18 protein-coding genes are annotated in these 19624 nt (G+C 55.8%); 8 read left to right on the plus strand and 10 right to left on the minus strand.

The features are described from left to right. Positions 1-209: 209 nt before the first annotated feature. Positions 210-2771 carry a family 20 glycosylhydrolase gene (locus Q3O59_RS00600; protein ID WP_305943761.1) on the minus strand — a complete coding sequence of 854 codons (2562 nt, stop codon included), beginning with the start codon at positions 2769-2771 and terminating at the stop codon, positions 210-212. 189 nt (positions 2772-2960) lie between these two features. Between Q3O59_RS00600 and nagK the strand changes: the two genes are divergently transcribed. The 5 genes from nagK to Q3O59_RS00625 all read left to right on the plus strand — a co-directional run bounded on the left by nagK (position 2961) and on the right by Q3O59_RS00625 (position 8089). Continuing rightward, positions 2961-3866 carry an N-acetylglucosamine kinase gene (gene nagK / locus Q3O59_RS00605; RefSeq protein ID WP_305943762.1) on the plus strand — a complete coding sequence of 302 codons (906 nt, stop codon included), beginning with the start codon at positions 2961-2963 and terminating at the stop codon, positions 3864-3866. After that, entirely contained in the window at positions 3821-4999 is a 1179-nt protein-coding gene (gene nagA / locus Q3O59_RS00610) for an N-acetylglucosamine-6-phosphate deacetylase (RefSeq protein ID WP_369812334.1), read from the plus strand. Before nagK ends, nagA begins: the two co-directional genes overlap by 46 nt. Positions 5000-5069: 70 nt before the next feature. Then, a complete protein-coding gene (gene nagP / locus Q3O59_RS00615) occupies positions 5070-6374 on the plus strand; it encodes an N-acetylglucosamine MFS transporter NagP (protein ID WP_305943764.1) in 1305 nt (434 codons plus the stop codon). Position 6375: 1 nt separating this feature from the next. Further along, the gene (locus tag Q3O59_RS00620; RefSeq protein WP_305943765.1) at positions 6376-7494 is read left to right on the plus strand and encodes an acyltransferase family protein; all 1119 of its coding nucleotides are present in this window, start codon (positions 6376-6378) and stop codon (positions 7492-7494) included. A gap of 121 nt (positions 7495-7615) precedes the next feature. Further along, on the plus strand, positions 7616-8089 hold the full coding sequence (locus Q3O59_RS00625; protein WP_305943766.1) for a YehS family protein: 474 nt from the start codon (positions 7616-7618) through the stop codon (positions 8087-8089). Here Q3O59_RS00625 and coaD read toward each other — a convergent pair whose 3' ends face one another. Then, positions 8090-8572 (minus strand): pantetheine-phosphate adenylyltransferase, encoded by a 483-nt coding sequence (gene coaD, locus Q3O59_RS00630; RefSeq protein ID WP_305943767.1) that lies wholly within the window; start codon positions 8570-8572, stop codon positions 8090-8092. Positions 8573-8681: 109 nt separating this feature from the next. Between coaD and Q3O59_RS00635 the strand changes: the two genes are divergently transcribed. The 3 genes from Q3O59_RS00635 (at position 8682) to tdh (ending at position 11692) form a co-directional block, all read left to right on the plus strand. Continuing rightward, on the plus strand, positions 8682-9350 hold the full coding sequence (locus tag Q3O59_RS00635; RefSeq protein WP_305943768.1) for a TetR/AcrR family transcriptional regulator: 669 nt from the start codon (positions 8682-8684) through the stop codon (positions 9348-9350). 123 nt (positions 9351-9473) lie between these two features. After that, on the plus strand, positions 9474-10670 hold the full coding sequence (locus Q3O59_RS00640; RefSeq protein ID WP_305943769.1) for a glycine C-acetyltransferase: 1197 nt from the start codon (positions 9474-9476) through the stop codon (positions 10668-10670). Further along, complete coding sequence (tdh, locus tag Q3O59_RS00645; RefSeq protein WP_305943770.1) at positions 10667-11692, plus strand: L-threonine 3-dehydrogenase; 1026 nt, start codon at positions 10667-10669, stop codon at positions 11690-11692. Before Q3O59_RS00640 ends, tdh begins: the two co-directional genes overlap by 4 nt. A gap of 59 nt (positions 11693-11751) precedes the next feature. Here the strand turns inward: tdh and nagB are convergent, their stop codons facing one another. From nagB to prmA, 8 genes are all read right to left on the minus strand, one after another. Continuing rightward, positions 11752-12546 (minus strand): glucosamine-6-phosphate deaminase, encoded by a 795-nt coding sequence (gene nagB, locus Q3O59_RS00650; RefSeq protein ID WP_305943771.1) that lies wholly within the window; start codon positions 12544-12546, stop codon positions 11752-11754. 117 nt (positions 12547-12663) lie between these two features. Continuing rightward, complete coding sequence (locus Q3O59_RS00655) at positions 12664-13476, minus strand: copper resistance protein NlpE N-terminal domain-containing protein (RefSeq protein WP_305943772.1); 813 nt, start codon at positions 13474-13476, stop codon at positions 12664-12666. Positions 13477-13587: 111 nt separating this feature from the next. After that, positions 13588-13866 carry an acylphosphatase gene (locus Q3O59_RS00660; RefSeq protein ID WP_305943773.1) on the minus strand — a complete coding sequence of 93 codons (279 nt, stop codon included), beginning with the start codon at positions 13864-13866 and terminating at the stop codon, positions 13588-13590. A gap of 99 nt (positions 13867-13965) precedes the next feature. Further along, a complete protein-coding gene (gene purH, locus Q3O59_RS00665) occupies positions 13966-15552 on the minus strand; it encodes a bifunctional phosphoribosylaminoimidazolecarboxamide formyltransferase/IMP cyclohydrolase (RefSeq protein WP_305943774.1) in 1587 nt (528 codons plus the stop codon). Between the two features lie 90 nt (positions 15553-15642). Then, positions 15643-15933: a DNA-binding transcriptional regulator Fis gene (gene fis / locus Q3O59_RS00670; protein WP_228590975.1), complete on the minus strand. Its 291-nt coding sequence runs from the start codon at positions 15931-15933 to the stop codon at positions 15643-15645. A 15-nt stretch (positions 15934-15948) separates the two neighbouring features. Beyond that, on the minus strand, positions 15949-16920 hold the full coding sequence (gene dusB / locus Q3O59_RS00675) for a tRNA dihydrouridine synthase DusB (RefSeq protein WP_305943775.1): 972 nt from the start codon (positions 16918-16920) through the stop codon (positions 15949-15951). Positions 16921-17165: 245 nt separating this feature from the next. Further along, on the minus strand, positions 17166-18527 hold the full coding sequence (locus Q3O59_RS00680) for a hypothetical protein (protein ID WP_305943776.1): 1362 nt from the start codon (positions 18525-18527) through the stop codon (positions 17166-17168). 118 nt (positions 18528-18645) lie between these two features. Then, positions 18646-19530: a 50S ribosomal protein L11 methyltransferase gene (gene prmA / locus Q3O59_RS00685; RefSeq protein ID WP_305943777.1), complete on the minus strand. Its 885-nt coding sequence runs from the start codon at positions 19528-19530 to the stop codon at positions 18646-18648. Between the last annotated feature and the right edge of the window lie 94 nt (positions 19531-19624).

A 19624-nucleotide genomic window follows, 5' to 3' on the forward strand; every position in this document is an offset into this window, starting at 1 on the left:
CCACTCCCTGGGATTCTGATGATGCCGGATCAGAGTGTAAGTCCCTGGTGTTTGTTATTGGTAGTTGGTAATAAACACCCACGGCAGACACGGATGTTGAGTTGATTGCCAATCCTTTATCCAAGGGTCATTTGCCAGCAAAGCTTGCTTTGCTGGCTTTTTTTGCTATAAAAAAAGCCCCGCAGCTGCGGGGCTCTGGGCTTGAAAAGTTACAGCCGGATGATACGACTGCGTTGATCGGACAGACTGCGGCCGCGCAACCAGACATCACCATCGTGCTGCAATGGCTGCTGATACTGCTGCCAGCTTTGTCCCTGATCCAGGCTGTACTCAATGCGAATCGCAGGCCAGGCATGATTGGCTCTGATGTTGCCTTGCTCTCGGATGGCGCCCGGTGGCGGCATATAATGGCCGGCCCCCGTTTGTGCCAGGCGGGGAAATTCAACGCTAGTCAGTCGTTGCAGAAACTGTTGCCAACTCAGACGTGCTGGAGCGCTCTGTTTGTTTGGCTCCCACTCGGCCCTGTGCCAGGCGCGCTCGGCCAGCGCTATCAGGCGAGGGTAGATCATCGGTTCCAGCTGCTCTGCAGTTCGAATGGTCTCTGTCCAGACCTGCCCCTGGATGCCCAGCATATTGTCCGGTTTCTCCAGTTCAGGCAAGGCGCGTCCAAGCAAGGCTTCTAAGTCGGTGATGGGGGTGCCATCCCGGGTATACTCGGCATTGCTGTATAGGTGATCGGGGCGGTAAAAGAACACTTTTTCGGTGTCGGTGTAGCGAGCCGCCCAATAATAGCCCCGCTCTTCCGGATGCACATCTTGTGGGTGATCAAAGTACAGGTTGGTGCCAGCTGATTGCACCACCTGATAGCCCTCGTTGGCGAAGCGGTAAGCTCTGTCACCATAGCCCCATTCCCAAATATTATCCCAGGCATTGACGATGACCTCGCTGTTGTCAAACTGCTCACGGCGAAATGGTCGGGTGCTGTCGGCCATCAGGCCATCTTCCCAGGCGGCCATTGCCAGGCCTCGCTGATTGGCCAGCTGGGCAACCCGATTAATAAAGTAAGGTTTTAAATCGCCCACACCGGCCACGCCATTCAGTGGCTCTGCCATCAGCTGCTGACAAGCGGGCGCCCCTTGCCAGGAGCCCGCGCCGACTTCATCGCCGCCCATATGAAAGACCCGCAGGCGCAAACCGGCCTCGCGGTACATCTGTTGCAGCTCGTACATTACCTTATCAATAAAGGCATAGCTGGAGTCCAGGCAGACATTGATGGAGTTGTCATTGTAGTTTTGCACCGTCAGGTATTCGGAGCGATCATCGGCTTCCGATAGCAGAAAGCGCCGGGCTTCTTCGGGTTGCCCAGTCGCCTGCAAGCGTTGATAGCGTGCTTCCATTGCTTTAATGGCCGCTCTGGCGTGGCCTGGCATATCGATTTCCGGGATCACTTCAATGTGGTGTTTCTTGGCATGGCGCAGGATCTGAATAAAATCCTCCCGGCTGTAGTAACCATTGCCAGTGCCATCGCTGAATGGCCCGGTACCCAGCTGGGTCAGTAAGCACTGCTGCTCGGTCAAATCAAAGCAGCGGTTGGCCCCGATCTCGGTCAGCTCGGGCAAGCCCGGAATTTCCAGCCGCCATCCCTCATCTTCAGTCAGGTGTAGATGCAGCTTGTTTAACTTGTAGCGTCCCATTTGCTCAATTAAGCGCAAGGTCACTTCCAGGCCATGGAAATTACGTGCCATATCGTAGTGCATGCCGCGCCAGGAAAAACGCGGGTAATCCAGCATGCTGAGCTGCGGCAGCGTCACTTCGGCAGCGCTTTGCACTGGTAACAGTGCTAGCAAGCTTTGAATGCCGTAAAAGACACCGGCCTCATCGTACCCGGTGATGCGGATCCGTTGCCGCTCTATGCTCAGCTGGTAGCCTTCAGGTTTTAAGTTAGGCAGGCTGCTGTCCAGCTGCAATTCTATCTGCGGGCTATTGGGGGCGCTGGATAGCGGTTGGCCAAAGTACTGGCTCAGCTGCTCCGTTAAATAGTCGGCTTCCTGCGCCAAAGCGCCTCGGGCTTGCAGCTGCCAGTGTGGTCCAAAGCTGGTGTGGCCGCGGCGATGCTGCAGTTGTACCGGCTGGGGAATAATGCGCTGCTGCAGCTGACTCGCGTTGAGCGGCGTGCTGCTTGGGTTATTGCTGTTGTTGGCAAAGCGACGCTCTGGGGTCATGGTCTGAAACTGGTCGCCATCGCCAAAGTTGCGCAGCAGCTGCTCAGGCTCAGTCATTGGGCGCACAAAATCATGAAAGGTTTCGCTGTCGGTGTTGGCAAAAATGGACGGCGCCAGGCTGCCGGATACCATAAAAGCGCGCGGCATCCAATCGGAGTAACTGATGATCCAGGGGGCGGAGGTAAAGCGCAGAGCAATGCTGTCACCTGCGGCCAACCCGGCGAATTCCGATGTGGGGCGAATACGGTGTAAGTCGCCTTGAACGTGCTCAAGTTGCAAGCCTTGACTCTGGGTGGTGTCAATTTTTCGAATGGAATGAAAATACCAGGCCCAGTCCCTTTCGCCGGCTGGCAAGGCATGATTGGAGCCATTGTAAACCTCGATGCGGGCGCTAAAGCGGCCAGGCTCAGGCAGCAGGTTGGACTCAACGGCGAAGAACCATTGACTCTGCCCGGTAAAATCAGCCAGCTGCTGCTGACTCTGAAATGGTCCGGCCAGTGCCAGCCAGCTTAACCCCGCCAGACTGAGTGTCAGTAACTTTTTTATCATCGGTTTATCTCCGTATTTTCATAAGCTTACACCATACTGCCCGAAAAAATAAGCTCAAATAATCATCATGGGTCTTGTCATTTCACAGATTTATTATATGCTGTTTGGTAAAAATGACAACGCTGTCAATCGGGTTTTTTGTCTAGTTTATCGACAGCGTTAAGCCACAGCTTGCATCGAGGTAGGGGAATGATCACATCAGCAGAGTCGCAACCGCTGTATCTGGGGATCGATGGTGGCGGCACTAAGTGTCGCGCTATTCTGGTCGATCAGCAGATGACGGTCTTGGGGGAGGGCATTGCCGGGCCGGGGAATCCGTTGCGCGGTATGGAAATTGCCACCGCCTCCATTATGGATGCGACCCGTCAGGCGCTGCTGTGTGCTGGCTTGCCGGAGCGCAGTATGGCCGATTTGACCGTCGGTGCTGGTTTGGCTGGGGTCAATGTGCCGCAGTACCATGCACTATTCCGTGACTGGGAGCATCCCTTTGCGGCATTTCATCTGACCAGCGATTTGCACATCGCTTGCATGGGGGCGCATCATGGCCAGGACGGTGCGGTGATTATTATCGGGACCGGCTCTTGCGGTCTGGCGCAGTCAGGGCAACAGATGCTGGAAATCGGCGGCCATGGCTTTCCTTACGGCGACAGTGGCAGTGGTGCCTGGTTTGGTTTGCAGCTGGTGCATCATGTTTTGTTAAGTCTGGATGGGTTGAGCGTTCCGACCAGCCTGAGCCAGGCGCTTTTAAAAGCCAGCCACTGCCATGATCAACTGGCGCTGGTGCAGCACTTTATGCATGCCAGCCCAACCCTGTATGCCCAGTATGCCCCTCTGGTGTTTGATTGTGCCGAGCAAGGCGATGCTTGTGCCCAGCGCATTGTGCAGCAGGGAGCGGCTCATATTAATGGCATTGCCCATCGCTTGCTGAGCATTCAACCACCGAAATTGGCGTTGATTGGTGGCCTGGCATATAAGCTGGAACCCTATCTGGATGCCGCTGTGCGTAAGTGCCTAGTGACCGCGGATGCCAGTCCGGAGTGGGGAGCAATATGGTATGCTCAAAAGCTGGCACAGCAGCAGGAGAAAACCGCGTGAGCAGCACAGCAGAACTTCGGGTCGCACAACTCTTTGATGGCGAGCAGTGGCATCGCAATGCAGCGGTCCAGCTGGAGCAGGGGCGTATTCACAGCATCACGCCTTGCGATCCCGGCACGGTGGACTCCGGCACCCTGGTTCCTGGCTTTATTGATGTGCAGGTGAATGGCGGGGGCGGCGCTTTGTTGAACACGGCGCCCACTTTAAGCAGCTTGAGCACCATCTTTAATGCCCACACTCAGTTTGGTACCACAGCCATGCTGCCGACCGTTATTACCGATAACCTCGACACCATGCAGCAGGCCGCTGACGCCGTTGCTGCCGCTCTCAAAGAGCAGTTGCCAGGCATAGTCGGCATTCATTTTGAAGGGCCGCATTTGTCGGTGCCGAAAAAGGGAGTGCACCCGGCGCACCACATCCGTCCTTTATCTGCCGATGAGCTGGCGCTGTATCAACGTCAGGACATAGGTATTCGCATGGTCACTGTTGCGCCGGAAACCATAGCACCTGAGCAAATCCGGCAGTTGGCTGATGCCGGTGTCATTGTATTTTTAGGCCACTCCAATGCGGATGCCGCCACTGTGCAGGCGGCGCTTGCAGCTGGAGCTACTGGCTTTACCCACTTGTACAATGCCATGTCGCCTTTGACCTCGCGCGAGCCAGGCATGGTGGGCGTGGCGCTGGCTGATCGCAGTAGCTGGTGCGGCATCATTCTGGATGGCTACCACATGGATCCTGTCGCTGCACAGGTTGCCTTAGCTGCCAAGCCGAAGGGCAAGCTGCTGTTGGTGACGGATGCGATGTCACCGGTCGGCACCACCGACACCGAGTTTGCTTTTTTCGAAGGCAAAGTCATGCGGCAGGGCAACAAATTGACCAATGAAGCCGGCTCCCTGGCGGGCTCGGTGTTGGATATGGCGGCTGCGGTGCGCTACGCCGTCCAGGTGCTGCAGCTTGAACTGGGCGAAGCGCTGCGCATGGCATCGCTTTACCCGGCTCAGGCCATTGGCTGTGCCGATAAGCGGGGCAAGCTGTTGCCAGGCTTTTGGGCCGATATGGTGCTGCTGGATGACCAGTTGAACTGCCAGCAAAGCTGGTGGCAAGGGCAGCCGCAGCTGAGTGTTTCAGCGTAAAAAATTGGCGCCTCGGCGCTGTAACTAGATCCGGCTGTAGCCGGGCATTCAGTTCAACAAGGGGTACTTTATGGAAGCTGCAGTCAGACAAGCCAACCGGCGGACGCAAGTGATGCCGATGGTGATCGTCGCAATTTTGTTTTTCGTGCTGGGTTTTGCCACCTGGCTCAATGGTTCTTTAATGCCGTATCTGACGCAGATGCTGCAACTGACACCTTTGCAAGCCTCGCTGATCTTGTTTTCCTTTTACATCGCCGTGACCTTTACCGCCATTCCATCGGCCTGGTTGATTCGGAAAGTAGGTTACAAAAATGGCATGGCGCTGGGGATTGGCGTGATGATGCTGGCGGGTTTGTTGTACATTCCAGCAGCGAAAACCCAGATCTTTGCGGTGTTTCTGTTTGCCCAATTGGTGATTGGTGCCGGCCAGACTCTGCTGCAAACCGCGGTCAATCCTTACGTGGTACGGCTTGGCCCGGAAGAAACGGCCGCAGTGCGGGTCAGCATTATGGGCATTTTGAACAAAGGGGCCGGTGTGGTGGCACCTTTGGTATTTACTGCCCTGGTGATTGGTAGCTTGAGTGCACCTACCGGAACCGAGTTGACACAAACGCAAATCGACACCATGGCCGATCGCATGGTGTTGCCGTATCTGGGGCTGGCGGTCTTTCTTGGTTTGCTGGCACTGGCGGTGCGCTTTTCACCCTTGCCGGAACTGGAAGAAGAGCAGGCGGATGCGACCAGTGCCGACCAAAGCCAACTGAAAGCGGTGTTGGCCAAACCGGCATTGGTGCTGGGTGTGGTGGCACTCTTTGTCTACGTGGCGGTGGAAGTCATTGCCGGCGATACCATTGGCATGTATGCCTTGTCGCTTGGTGTCGAACGTTACAGCGTGATGACCTCCTACACCATGGTCTGTATGGTGGTGGGCTACTGTTTGGGTATTGCGCTGATCCCGCGGGTGTTGTCCCAGCAAAATGCGCTGGCGATTTCGGCGGTGCTTGGGGTGGTGCTGACCCTGGCGGTGGTCTTTGGCAATAACGAGTCCTACGCCATTGCCAATGCAGTGCTGGTTCCTTTTGGTGGTGTGGCCTTGCCAGACACTCTGATGTTTATTGCACTGCTGGGCCTTGCCAATGCCATTGTCTGGCCGGCGGTTTGGCCTCTGGCGTTGTCTGGCCTGGGCCATCTGACCAGCATCGGCTCTGCTTTGCTTATTATGGGCATTGCCGGTGGCGCTTTCGGTCCGCTGTTCTGGGGTCTCTTTAGCGGAACAGGTTTAGGCCAACAGGGCGCTTACTTTGTCATGCTGCCGTGCTACGCCTTTATTTTGTTCTATGCCGTTAAAGGTCATAAGATGAAAAGCTGGAAATAGCATGAACACCCCTGTGGTACCCCGCCCGGATACGACATCCGGGCGTTTTATCGCTTTGGATGCGTTGCGTGGCCTGGCCATTGCCCTGATGATTCTGGTCAATACGCCCGGCTCCTGGAGCCATGTCTACGCTCCTTTGTTGCATGCGCCATGGCACGGCTTTACCTTTGCCGATCTTGTTTTCCCGATGTTCTTATTTGCGGTAGGGGCTGCGATGGCCTTTTCCATGGCCAAAGCCACCCCAACCGCGGCTGTCTTTGGTAAAATAGCCAAACGCACCTTATTGCTGTTTGGCTGCGGCTTATTTCTGCATTGGTTTCCTTTTTCTCAAAGCCTGACGGAGCTGCGGATTCCTGGCGTGCTGCAACGCATCGCGCTTTGTTATGGCCTGGCCGCATTGTTGCTGCTTTATCTGAAACCGCGCCCTCTGTTGTGGGTGGCGGTGTTGCTGCCACTGTTGTATTGGGGGCTGCTGTGGCAGTTCTCACTCCAGCACCCCTATGAACTAAGTGGCAATGCGGTGCAGCGTTTCGACCTCTGGTTGCTGGGCAGCGCTCATCTGTATCAAGGCTTTGGCGCTGCTTTTGACCCGGAAGGGCTGCTCAGTACCTTGCCTGCCGTAAGCTCGGTCTTGGTGGGGTATCTGGTGGCGACGGCACTGCGGCAAATGGACAAAGCCAGCAGTGTGCTCTGGTTGCTGCGGTGGGGCCTGGCACTATGCCTGTTTGGGCTCTTCTGGCACTTGCTGTGGCCTATCAATAAGCCGCTCTGGTCGGGCAGTTACGTCGTATTTTCCAGTGGCTTAATCTTGTTGTTGCTGGCTGCCATGGTCTGGTGGATGGATGTCCGGCAGCGGCAAACGCTGCAGCCGCTGGTGGTGTACGGCAGCAATCCGCTGTTTATTTACATGTTGTCCTGGCTCTGGGCCAGCGCGGCCAGTCAGTTGATACGTTTTAGCTATGGCGGCCAGACCATCAGCCTCTATCAGTTTGGTTTTGATAGCCTGAATGTACTGCTACCAGCCAAGCTGGCCTCGCTGGTTTTTGCCCTGCTGCATGTGCTGCTGTTCTGGGGGCTGTCGTACTGGCTGTATCAGCGGCGGATTTTTATCAAGCTTTAAGCGGTCGAAATCCGGCATGAACAGCCAGCCAATGATAGGGCTTCGGCACTATGTCTGCTAAAATCCCGGTTTGCCAGCCATCGTGGTGATGCTGCTGGCCCACCTAAGACTGGGATCTATTTTGACCAACAACGATATTTTACGCCGTATTCGCTATGTATTTGATTTAAAAAACAGCGCTCTTATTGAGGTGTTTGCCTTGGCCGAAGTCCCTGTTCATCAGCAGCAAGTGACAGCCTGGCTGAAAAAAGAGGACGAGCCAGGTTTTGTGGCGCTGGCAGATAGCGAACTGGCTGCCTTTTTAAATGGCTTTATTGCCTTAAAGCGCGGCAAGCGCGAGGGCGAGCAGCCGAAAGTGGAAAGCAAACTCACCAACAATATGGTGTTTCAAAAGCTGCGTATCGCATTAAACCTGCAGGCGGAGGATATTCTGGCGATTATGCAGCTGGTGGACTTTCGGCTTAGCAAGCATGAACTCAGCGCCTTTTTCCGCAAGCCAGATCACAAGAACTATCGCGAGTGCCACAATCAGATTTTGCGTAACTTTTTGATGGGGCTGCAGCGGCAATTACGGCCTGATGAGGCTGCTGAATAACTACTGGCCAAACTTCGTCTTTAAGGCTTTTTCCACCTCGGGTGAAACAAAGCCGCTGACATCGCCGCCGTGGCGGCAGACTTCTTTGACCAGAGTGGAGGAAATAAAGGTATTTTTCTCCGAAGGCGTCATAAAAATACTGTCGAGTTTCGGGTTTAACGTGCGGTTCATGCTGGCCAGCTGAAACTCGTACTCGAAGTCGGCCACAGCCCGCACCCCCCGGATCAGCACCTGAGCATCCTGCTCGCGGGCCAGATCGGCCAGCAAACCGGAAAAACCAATCACCCTGACATTGCTGTGGCCGGCAAACAGCTCCCGTGCCAGCTCGACCCGCTCGCCCAGGGTAAACAATGGCTTTTTACTTGGGTTGGCTGCCACTGCCACCAGTACGGTGCTAAACAGCCGGGCAGCACGCAACACCAGATCGGCATGGCCATTGGTCAGCGGGTCGAAGGTTCCGGGGTAAATGGCGGTAATATTCATCGGCAGGCAGGTATCCACAGGTCTGAAAATAGCGACTAGAGTTTTTAGTCAGTTTAGCGTTACTATACAAAGAAACCAGTCCAAATAAAAACAACAAAGTCAGGCCGGGATGGAAAAGAAACTTCGCACCAAAGACAAAATTGTGCAGGCCAGCATCGAGCTGTTTAATGCGCAGGGTGAGCGCCAAATCACCACCAACCACATTGCTGCCCATCTGGGCATCAGTCCGGGCAACCTGTATTACCACTTCCGCAATAAAGAAGACATCCTGCGTCATATTTTCAAAGAATACAGCCGGCTGCTGGAAAGTCGTATTCAGCCGCCGGGGCACCATGCCGAAGCGCTGGATGCACTGGCCAATTACCTGGATGTGGTGTTTGAGCTGATGTGGCGTTTCCATTTTTTTTACGCCAATCTGCCGGATATTCTGGCGCGGGACCCGGTGCTGCACCAGGAGTACCAAGCAGTGCAGGAGCAGGTGCTGGCCCGGGTGGTGAAGGTGTTGGATGCCTTGCGTCTTGCCGGCATTATTGAGATGCCACCCGAAGAGACGGCCGAGTTCGCTCATACCGTCAAATTGGTGGTGACCTTCTGGATCAGCTATCTGAAAACCCAGGCACCCGAGCAACGTATCGACAAAGCCAGTGTCTACCAGGGGGTGCTGAAAGTCTTGCTGCTGTTCAAGCCTTACGCCAGTACGCTGGCCATGCCCCGTATCCTGCAACTGCAGCGCCATTATCAGCAGCTGGCACAGCAGGCCAGCCGTATCAGCGTATAAGCAACTTTACAGGGCGGCATTTTGCCAACAGGTCTGCTGTGAAAAACACTGCAGAACGGCGACCAAGTCAGTACAATATGCAGTATTGATGACTATTCATGCCGTTTTTTTCAGGAGTGTTTTATGCCAGCCACTGCGTTTTTGCAGCATTTACAACAGCAAATTGATGAGGTGAAGTCCGAAGGCCTGTACAAGGCCGAGCGTCTGATCAGCTCCCAGCAAAGTGCTGCCATCCGGGTCGGTGAGCGCGAGGTGCTGAACTTTTGCGCCAACAATTATCTGGGGCTTGCCAATCATCCCGAGCTGATTAAAGCCGCCCAGCAGGGGCTGGATAGTCATGGCTTCGGCGTGGCTTCGGTGCGCTTTATTTGCGGTACCCAGGATATCCACAAACAACTGGAGCAGAAAATCAGTGACTTCCTTGGCATGGAAGACACCATTTTGTACACCTCCTGTTTTGATGCCAATGCCGGCTTGTTTGAAACCTTGCTCGGGCCGGAAGATGCCATTATCTCCGATGCACTGAACCATGCGTCCATCATCGATGGGGTGCGGCTTTGCAAAGCCAAGCGATACCGTTATGCCAACAACAACATGGCCGAACTGGAAAAGCAACTGCAGCAAGCGGTAGCCGATGGTGCCCGCTATAAACTGATTGCCACCGATGGTGTGTTCTCGATGGATGGTGTCATTGCCAACCTGAAAGGCATCTGCGATCTGGCCGATCAATACGATGCCATGGTGATGGTCGACGACAGCCATGCGGTAGGCTTTGTCGGTGCCAACGGCCGAGGCACCCACGAGTACTGCCAGGTGATGGACAGAGTCGATATTATTACCGGCACTTTGGGCAAAGCCCTGGGCGGCGCATCCGGCGGTTATACCTCGGCGCGCAAAGAGATTGTCGAGTGGCTGCGTCAGCGTTCGCGCCCTTATTTGTTTTCCAACTCGGTCGCTCCGGCCATTGTCACGGCCTCGATTCGGGTGCTGGACTTGCTGGCGGAAGGCGGTGCGCTGCGGGCGCAGCTGTGGCAAAACGCCGAATATTTCCGGCAGCGGATGGAAGCGGCTGGCTTTACCCTGGCGGGTAAAGATCACGCCATCATCCCGGTGATGCTGGGCGATGCCAAAGTCGCCGCTGAGATGGCGCAACGGATGCTGGCCGAAGGCATTTATGTGGTGGGTTTCTCTTTCCCGGTGGTGCCAAAAGGGCAAGCCCGTATCCGTACCCAGATCTCGGCGGCCCACAGTCGCGAGCAGCTGGATCAGGCCATTGATGCCTTTATCCGCATTGGCAAAGAGATGGGAGTGATTCAATGAAAGCCTTAGCCAAATTAAAAGCCGAACCGGGCATCTGGTTAACCGAGGCCGACAAACCCGAGGTCGGCCCGAACGATGTACTGATCCGCATCAAAAAAACCGCCATCTGCGGCACCGATGTGCACATTTACAAATGGGATGAGTGGGCGCAAAACACCATCCCGCATGGCATGGTGGTCGGCCATGAATACGTTGGGGTGGTCGAAGGCATGGGCTCGGAAGTGCGCGGCTTTCAGGTCGGTGATCGGGTATCCGGCGAAGGCCACATTACCTGCGGCCATTGCCGTAACTGCCGTGCTGGCCGGGTGCACCTTTGTCGCAACACCACCGGGGTAGGGGTGAACCGGCCTGGTGCCTTTGCCGAGTACCTGGTGATTCCGGCCTTTAACGCCTTTAAAATCCCGGACAACATTCCGGACAACATCGCCTCGATTTTTGACCCCTTCGGCAATGCGGTGCATACCGCGCTGTCGTTTGATTTGGTCGGCGAAGATGTGCTGATCACCGGCGCTGGCCCGATTGGCATTATGGCCGCAGCGGTAGCGCGCCATGTCGGAGCCCGCCATGTGGTGATCACCGATGTCAATCCGTACCGCTTGCAGCTGGCGCTGAATATGGGCGCCAGTCGGGCGGTGGATGTCAGCAAAGAAAAGCTGACCGATGTGATGCAAGAGCTCGGCATGACCGAGGGCTTTGATGTTGGCCTGGAGATGTCCGGCGTACCGTCGGCCTTTAACAGCATGCTTAGCACCATGAACCACGGTGGTAAGATTGCTATGCTGGGTATTCCACCATCGGATATGGCGGTGGACTGGAATCAGGTGATTTTTAAAGGCTTGATCATCAAAGGCATCTATGGCCGGGAGATGTTTGAAACCTGGTACAAAATGGCCAGCCTGATCCAATCTGGTTTGGACTTAAGCCCAATGATCACGCACGAAATGCCGGTCGATAACTATCAGCAGGGCTTTGATATTATGTGCTCAGGCCAATCCGGTAAAGTGATCCTGAACTGGAGCTAACAGCTGCAGCGCTATACCAAAAAACGGCCACTTCGTGTGGCCGTTTTTTTATGCCTGATTTAGAGCTTTCCCAACCGCTGCAGCAGCAACTGATTTTCCCGCTCGATATGGCGGTAAAACTCCAGATCAGCCAGCTTGCTGGCGGCAGCTTCATCCAGCACCACCACCGCATGTTGATGCAGCTGTAGGGCTGAGGCCGGGCAGGCAGCGCTTAGCGGCCCTTCCACCATGGCTTTAACCGCATCGGCTTTGGCTGCGCCGGTCGCCAGCAGCAGCACCTTGCGGGCATCCAGGATGGTGCCGATGCCCATGGTGATGGACAAGTGCGGTTGGTACTCACCCTCGCTAAAAAAGCGGGCATTGTCGTCGATGGTGGCCTGAGTCAGGGTTTTGACCCGGGTGCGCGAGCGCAGGCCGGACGAGGGTTCGTTAAAGCCAATATGGCCATTGCGGCCAATTCCCAGCAGCTGCAAATCAATACCACCTGCGGCTTCAATGGCGGCTTCGTAGTCGTGACAGGCAGCGATGGGGTCGGCGGCATCGCCCGGCGGTACATGAGTGCGCTCCGGGGCGATATCAATCAAGCCAAACAATTGCTGCTGCATAAAATAGCGGTAGCTTTGCGGATGCTCGGGCGATAGGCCCAGGTATTCGTCCAGATTAAAGCTGGTCGCCCTGGCAAAACTGAGCTCACCGGCCTGATGGCGGGCAATCAGTTTTTGATAGAGCGCCACCGGGGTAGAGCCGGTAGCCAGCCCCAGCACGGCATCGGCCTTTTTACTCAATAAACGCTGAAATTGCTCGGCACCGTATTCGGCGACGGCATCGGCATTGGGTTGGATCACTATCTGCATAAGGGGTTCCTGTGGCCTGACTCAAACCGTGCTGGAACAGACGGCGGAATTTTATGCAGCTAAGGTAGCAGAAAAAAGGACAAATGACAACGCTGTCATTCATCCTTTCCGGTGCCGTTACTCGTCGGCCGGACCGGCCGCCGTTAAGCGGGCCAGCGGCGCCATGCGGGCGCGGTTCAACGTCAGGCTGTCGTCGCTCAGGTTGAAGTTATCAAAGCGCTGCAAAACTTCGGCAAAGCCCGGCTCGATAGGGCTCTCGGGGCAGGCCATCATCGTCATGCCAATGCCGGATAAACTCAACCGCTGTTGCTCACTGACCAGGGCATAGCTGCCAAAAAAGCGGTTGCAACCAGCATTGCCATAAACTTTGGGCTCTGTGCCACTGAACACGATGTACGCCGGGCTGTCGGCAGGCACTGCCTGGCCCATCAGCTCGACCAGTTGCCAACGAGTACCGGCCAGAGGGGCCTGAGCCAACTCGGCAGGCGGGACTTTAATCAGCTGGTAGCGCTCGGCCAGCTCACCCTGGATGCGCTGGCCGCTCATATCCAACTGCCACAACACATTTTCACCCACAAAAAACTGAGCCGGGCCGGAGCGCTCACGCTCAAGCTTTACAATCTGGCCGCTGCTGTCCCACTGAAAGGCGCCCTGTTCGTGGAACCAGTCGTCGGATTTACCCAGATACTGAGTTTCCAGCATAAATTGGCCATCTTGCTGCAAGGTTAAACGGGTTTTAATGCCCTCACAATCGGCACAGGGCAGCATGCCTTCGTAGCGACCATCCCAGTCCAGCGCATTACGGCTGTTGTGGGCTGGATCGGCAAGCTGCACGGTGTCATCCGGCTGGGTGCTGACGGCGATTTCGGGCTCGCTGCAGCCGAGCAGCAACAGGCTGGCCAGTAAGAAGGGGATGGGTAATGAACGCATGGCATGGTTCCTCGCTTGCTGAATTCAGGGCAAGTATAGGCGCTGAGACTGAATCATGGATGAATTTTGGGTTCTCGTCTTAAAATAGGCGAACAAAGGCAGGGCATGCCATTAGCGCCGGATTTGAAAGTCGGACCATTCATCGGTGGGCACTGATTTCTCAACATCAATCTGACGGACCTCGGCTCTGGCCGGTCCTTGCCAGCACCATTCCAGCAATTGCTGCAGCGCATCGGGCAAACCTTCCGCCACCACCTGGACCCGGCCATCGGTCAGGTTTTGGCAGTAGCCGGTTAACCCCAGCATTTTGGCTTGTTGCTCGGTGGAGGCGCGGTAGAACACGCCCTGGACCTTGCCCTGGATCAGCAAGTCCCAACGTTCGTGGTGCATGGGGGCTCCTTGTTTATCCGATGCTCACTGATTATAGACCAGTCTGGCCGCCAAAAAAAACGGCAGCCAGTGGCTGCCGTGGATTCCAAAAAGCTGGTGTTAGTGGCGGAAGTGCCGCACCCCGGTAAAGACCATGGCCATGCCGTGCTCATCGGCGGCGGCGATCACTTCGGCATCGCGCATCGAGCCACCTGGCTGGATCACGGCGGTGATGCCTGCTGCAGCGGCGGCATCGATGCTATCGCGGAATGGGAAAAAGGCATCCGAGGCCATCACTGACCCTTTCACTTCCAACCCTTCATCGGCTGCCTTGATACCAGCGATCTTGGCGCTGTAGACCCGGCTCATCTGGCCGGCGCCCACGCCAATGGTCATGCTGTCTTTGACGTAGACAATGGCGTTGGACTTGACGTACTTGGCCACTTTCCAGCAGAACAGTAAATCGCGCAGCTCCTGCTCGCTTGGTTGGCGCTTGCTGACTACCTTCAGGTCATCCGCACTGACGCTGGCCTGATCGCGGTCTTGCAGCAAGACACCGCCATTGACCTGCTTGATATCCACCGCTGCAGCTGGTGCGCTGAAGTCACCGCACACCAGCAAGCGCACATTGGGCTTGCTGCCAATCACAGCAACGGCCGCATCGGTGGCTTTCGGTGCGATGATCACTTCGACAAATTGCCGCTCGATAATGGCTTTGGCGGTGGTCTCATCCAGCTCGCGGTTAAAGGCGATGATGCCACCAAAAGCCGAGGTTGGGTCGGTCTGATAAGCACGCTCATAGGCCGCCAGAATGCTGTCGCCAATGGCGACACCGCAAGGGTTGGCGTGCTTCACAATGACACAAGCCGGCTCGCTGAACTCTTTTACGCACTCCAGGGCCGCATCGGTGTCGGCGATGTTGTTGTAGGACAGCGCCTTGCCCTGCAGCTGGGTGGCGGTGGCGACAGAGGCCTCTGTGGCAGCTGAGTCGACATAAAAAGCGGCTTGCTGATGGCTGTTTTCGCCGTAGCGCAGATCCTGCTTTTTGACAAACTGGCTGTTGAAGGTGCGCGGGAAGCGGCTGGCAGGCTCGGCTGGGGTGTCGTAAGCCGGCAGCATGGTGCCAAAGTAATTGGCAATCATGCCATCGTACTGGGCGGTATGCTCAAAGGCCGCAATGGCCAGGCTGAAGCGGGTGGAGTGGGTGGTGCCGCCCTGATGCGAGCGCATCTCAGTCAGCACGGTATCGTAATCGCTGGCATTGACGATGATGGTCACGTCTTTGTGGTTTTTGGCCGCAGCGCGCACCATGGTTGGGCCGCCGATGTCGATGTTCTCGATGGCATCGTCCAGGCTGCAATCTTTGTTGGCCACGGTTTTGGCAAAAGGATACAGATTAACCGCCACCAGATCGATGGCACCAATGCCATGTTCGGCCATCACCTCTTCGTCCTGGCCACGGCGGGCCAGAATGCCGCCATGTACTTTCGGATGCAGGGTTTTGACCCGGCCGGCCATAATCTCCGGGTGCCCGGTGTAGTCGGAAACTTCCTGCACCGGGATACCATGTTCGGCCAACAGCTTGGCAGTACCACCGGTCGAGAGGATTTCGACCTGCATCTGGTGCAGGGCCTGGGCAAATTCAACAATACCGGTTTTGTCCGACACACTCAGCAGTGCGCGACGAATGGGGCGATAGGTTGTCATCTTGAGTTCTCTGTTGCTTAAACGGGGCGATTAAAACGAAAAAAGCACCTTGCGGTGCTTTTAAGCAGGGGCGGGGCCCCTGCGCCAGTATCAGCTCATGCCATACTGTTTTAACTTTTTCCGCAGCGTACCGCGGTTGATACCCATCAGATTGGCAGCACGGGTCTGGTTGCCACGGGTATACTTCATCACTTCTTCCAGCAAAGGGCGCTCCAGCTCAGACAGGACCAGCTCGTACAGGTCATTGACGTCCTGGCCATTCAGTTGCTGCAGGTAGTGCGCAACGGCTTTTTGAGCAGCGGTTCTCAGCGCTTGTGGTTTTTCCTGAGACTGCACATGGGCATTGGTGATAAAAGGCGAAGAAACAGTTTCATTAAACATTGCGATTCTCTTTACTTAAGTTGCTGCTAGTTGATGAAAATACGTAGTTAATGCCGCAAGTTGCCGCTCCGGCGACTCGATGGCATTGAATTCCCGACGAAATGCACCTGCCGCGTCATGCTCAGCCAGATACCAGCCAACATGTTTGCGGGCGATGCGTGGCCCCAAATGAGACCCGTAGAGCCGGTGCAATCCTTGTACGTGCTCTTGCAAAATGGACTCGACCTCCGACAGTGCAGGAGGCGCTAACTCTTGGCCCGTGGCCAGGAAGTGCACGACTTCCCGGAAGATCCAGGGGCGTCCCTGCGCTGCGCGGCCAATCATAATGGCATCGGCGCCGGTGGTATCGAGTACCATTTTGGCTTTTTGCGGTGATGTGATATCACCATTGGCAATCACCGGTAAGGTGACGGCCTGTTTGATGGCGCGGATTGTATCGTATTCTGCGTTCCCTTTGTACATACAAGCGCGGGTTCTGCCATGAACCGCCAGCGCCTGAATGCCATTGGCTTCAGCAATACGGGCAATCTCAACTCCGTTTCGATGGTCCGGGTGCCAGCCGGTACGGATTTTTAACGTGACCGGCACCGACACGGCTTGGACCACAGCCTGGATGATCTGTTCCACCAAGGATGGGTATTGCAACAGCGCAGAGCCAGCCAGTTTTTTATTTACTTTCTTTGCCGGGCAGCCCATGTTGATATCAATGATATCGGCGCCCAGCTCCACGTTGTATTGCGCTGCTTCCGCCATTTGTTGTGGATCGGCGCCAGCAATTTGGACCGAGCGGATCCCCGACTCGTCCTGATGGGTCATGCGTTTTTGCGATTTCTCGCTTTGCCACACTTGCGGATTGCTTGACAGCATTTCCGATACCGCCAGTCCGGCACCAAAGCGACGGCACAGTTGCCGAAAGGCGACATCCGTCACGCCGGCCATAGGCGCACAGATCACATTGTTTGGCAGCTGGTACGGACCAATCCGCATCGTTACCCCCGGCTCATACAGCGCATACCCCGTAAGGGGCGCTAAGTTTACGGATTTTTACTGGCCTTGCAAAGGCTAATATTTAAACAATTTTCAATTTTATTGCCGTTTTGTGGCTTGACAAAATCGAACTGGCTGAATTTTAACCGGCTTTGGCTGGGCAGAAAAAAGGCGTCACTGCGAAGTGACGCCAATATCCAACACTCAGGAACAGAGGTGCGGGAAACAGGGAGGGTAAGGACCCTTTAGTGATCGTGGTGATCGTCAGCGGGCTCAGCAACCCCCAACCAGGTGATCAGTGCCGGCTCGAAATCCAGCTCAATGCGCTCGACCGTCAGGCTGTGCAAGTCGACCATCACCAATTCTTTCGCGACCGGATCGGTCAGGTAAATGGTTTCATTTTGCTGATTCACGGCAATGCGCGGGCGGTTGTTGTTGTCGATGCTTTCAATCAGCGCCAAGCTGTCTTTCAGCGCAAAACCGGCATCCCAGTCAAAGACATGCAAGCTGCCGCTGCTGTCCAGTACCGCATAGTGCTCACCGTGGCCGTCGACTGCGGAGGCGATACGGGTGACCTCGGAGTCTCCACGCCAGTCCAGCTCGCGCATGGTGCCGTTTACGGCGTCGATGATCCAGATGGCCTGGCCGGCATAGCCAACAACTTCATGTTGGTGCTTGTGGCCGCTGAAGCTGCCAATACGGCCGGTCAGGGCTTCATCGTTGGCAATTTTACTGGCTAAAAACTGGGTGCCACGCTGTTCTACCAGCAGCACGCCGTCGGCACAGCCAAACAGGGTGTAATCTGCAATGGAAAAGCTGCCATGCAAGCGATCGCAAGGCTCGGTAAAACGGATTTCAAAATCGTAGTGGTCATCGTGGCGATGGTACAGCTCAACCTGAGTCGGTAAGGTGGTCGCGGTACCTGCTGCCCGGTAGGTGGTGAGCAGGTAATCACCGCGCACCTCAGCGGTGCCGTGTTGGTCGATATCCAGTGTCAGGCTGGCACCGATGCGGCCATGGGCCAGGTCGTGATCGCTAAATACGGCAACTGCTGCGTTTTGCTGCGGATCGGCGTAGCCATCGTAAAACAGAGCCGCCAGACCCTCGTGTGCTTCGTAGTGGGTTGGGGCTGGGCCTTCCAGTTGAAAGCTCAGCATGGCAGGCGCCTGTACATAGTCGTGCATGTGATCGCCATGATCTTCCTGCCACTGGCCACCATCCAGCAGCTGGGTGATGTTGTCGCTACGTTGGTTCAGCAACGCAAAGCGAAAACCGGGGCTGGCGAAAAGTTGGGAGACTTCATGCTCGGTTTCCAGTTCGGCAATGATGTCGTTGTCATGCAAGTCAAACACATAGACATGATGATGGCTGTGATCGTGGTCATGCTCATCGTCGTGATGTGGCGCCGCTGTGATGATCAGCCGGCCCCCTTCGGTGCTGTGGTGGTCGTGATCATGGCCATGATCGTGGCCGTGATCATGCCCATGGTCATGAGAGTCATCGGCAACGGTGTCCAAATAGGTATGGCTGTCGTTGCAACCGGTAAGTAACAAGCCACTGGCCAAAGCCAGACCAGCCGCCAGCGGGAAAGAGGTGGATGTACGCACAACAAATCTCCATAGTCAGGTTATGATTTGTTATAACATAACATTAAATGCTTGGTGCTGACCAGCTCTTTGGCCGCTGTTTTGTGGCCATTGAGCGGTGATTCGGTCGGGTGTCTGTTTACGCTTGGTGTTTGATGGCGCTCAATCGGACCCATTCATCCAGTTCAACCACAGGGTCAAAGTCAAAACGGTCGCGGTAAGCTGCCATCACCTGTTCGGCCTGCTGCGGTAAAATGCCCGACATCACCAGGTTGCCGCCGGGGCGCACATAGTCGGCGATGATGCCATTCAGCTCCGTCAGCGGGCCGGCCAGAATATTGGCCACCACCACATCGGCGCTTAAGCTGGGCTGGTCTTTCGGCAGGTACAGCTCCAGTTTATCGGCCACGCCATTGCGCTCGGCATTGGCCAGGCTGGCCTGAATGGCCTGCGGGTCGATGTCAATGCCGACCACCCGCTTCGCCCCCAGCTTTAAAGCAGCAATGGCCAGAATGCCGGAGCCGCAGCCAAAGTCGACCACGGTTTGCTCGGGGCGGATCTGTGCATCCAGCCACTGCATGCACAGGGCGGTGGTCGGGTGGGTGCCGGTGCCAAAGGCAATGCCCGGATCCAGCAGCACGTTGATGGCGCTGGGATCCGGAATGTCGCGCCAACTGGGGCAGACCCAGAGCCGCTCGCCAAACTGGATAGGATGAAAATTGTCCATCCATTCCCGCTCCCAGTCTTTGTCTTCCAGCTGCTCCAGCTTGTAGGACAGGCCCTGTTTAAACAGGCTGGTTTGTTTTAGGTGGGTCAGCACCTGCTGCATCGGGTGATCGGCTTCAAACAGCCCCATCACCGTGGTGTCTTGCCAGTACAGCACCTCACCGGGCAAAGGTTCGTAAATCGGGGTATCTTTGCTGTCAATAAAGGTCACGGCCTGAGCGCCCCAACCAATCAACATGTCACTGACTTGCTCGGCATGGTGTTCGGTGGTTTGAATGCGAAGTTGGATCCAGGGCATGAGGGGTCTCGGCGTTGTGCTAAAAACGGTATTCTATCACCCGCAACCAAAAAGCGGAAAAAAGCCTGCACTTAAAAACAAAACAGGCTCCGCA

Origin of the sequence: Alkalimonas delamerensis, assembly GCF_030717955.1 — a bacterium.
Lineage (GTDB): Bacteria > Pseudomonadota > Gammaproteobacteria > Enterobacterales > Alteromonadaceae > Alkalimonas > Alkalimonas delamerensis.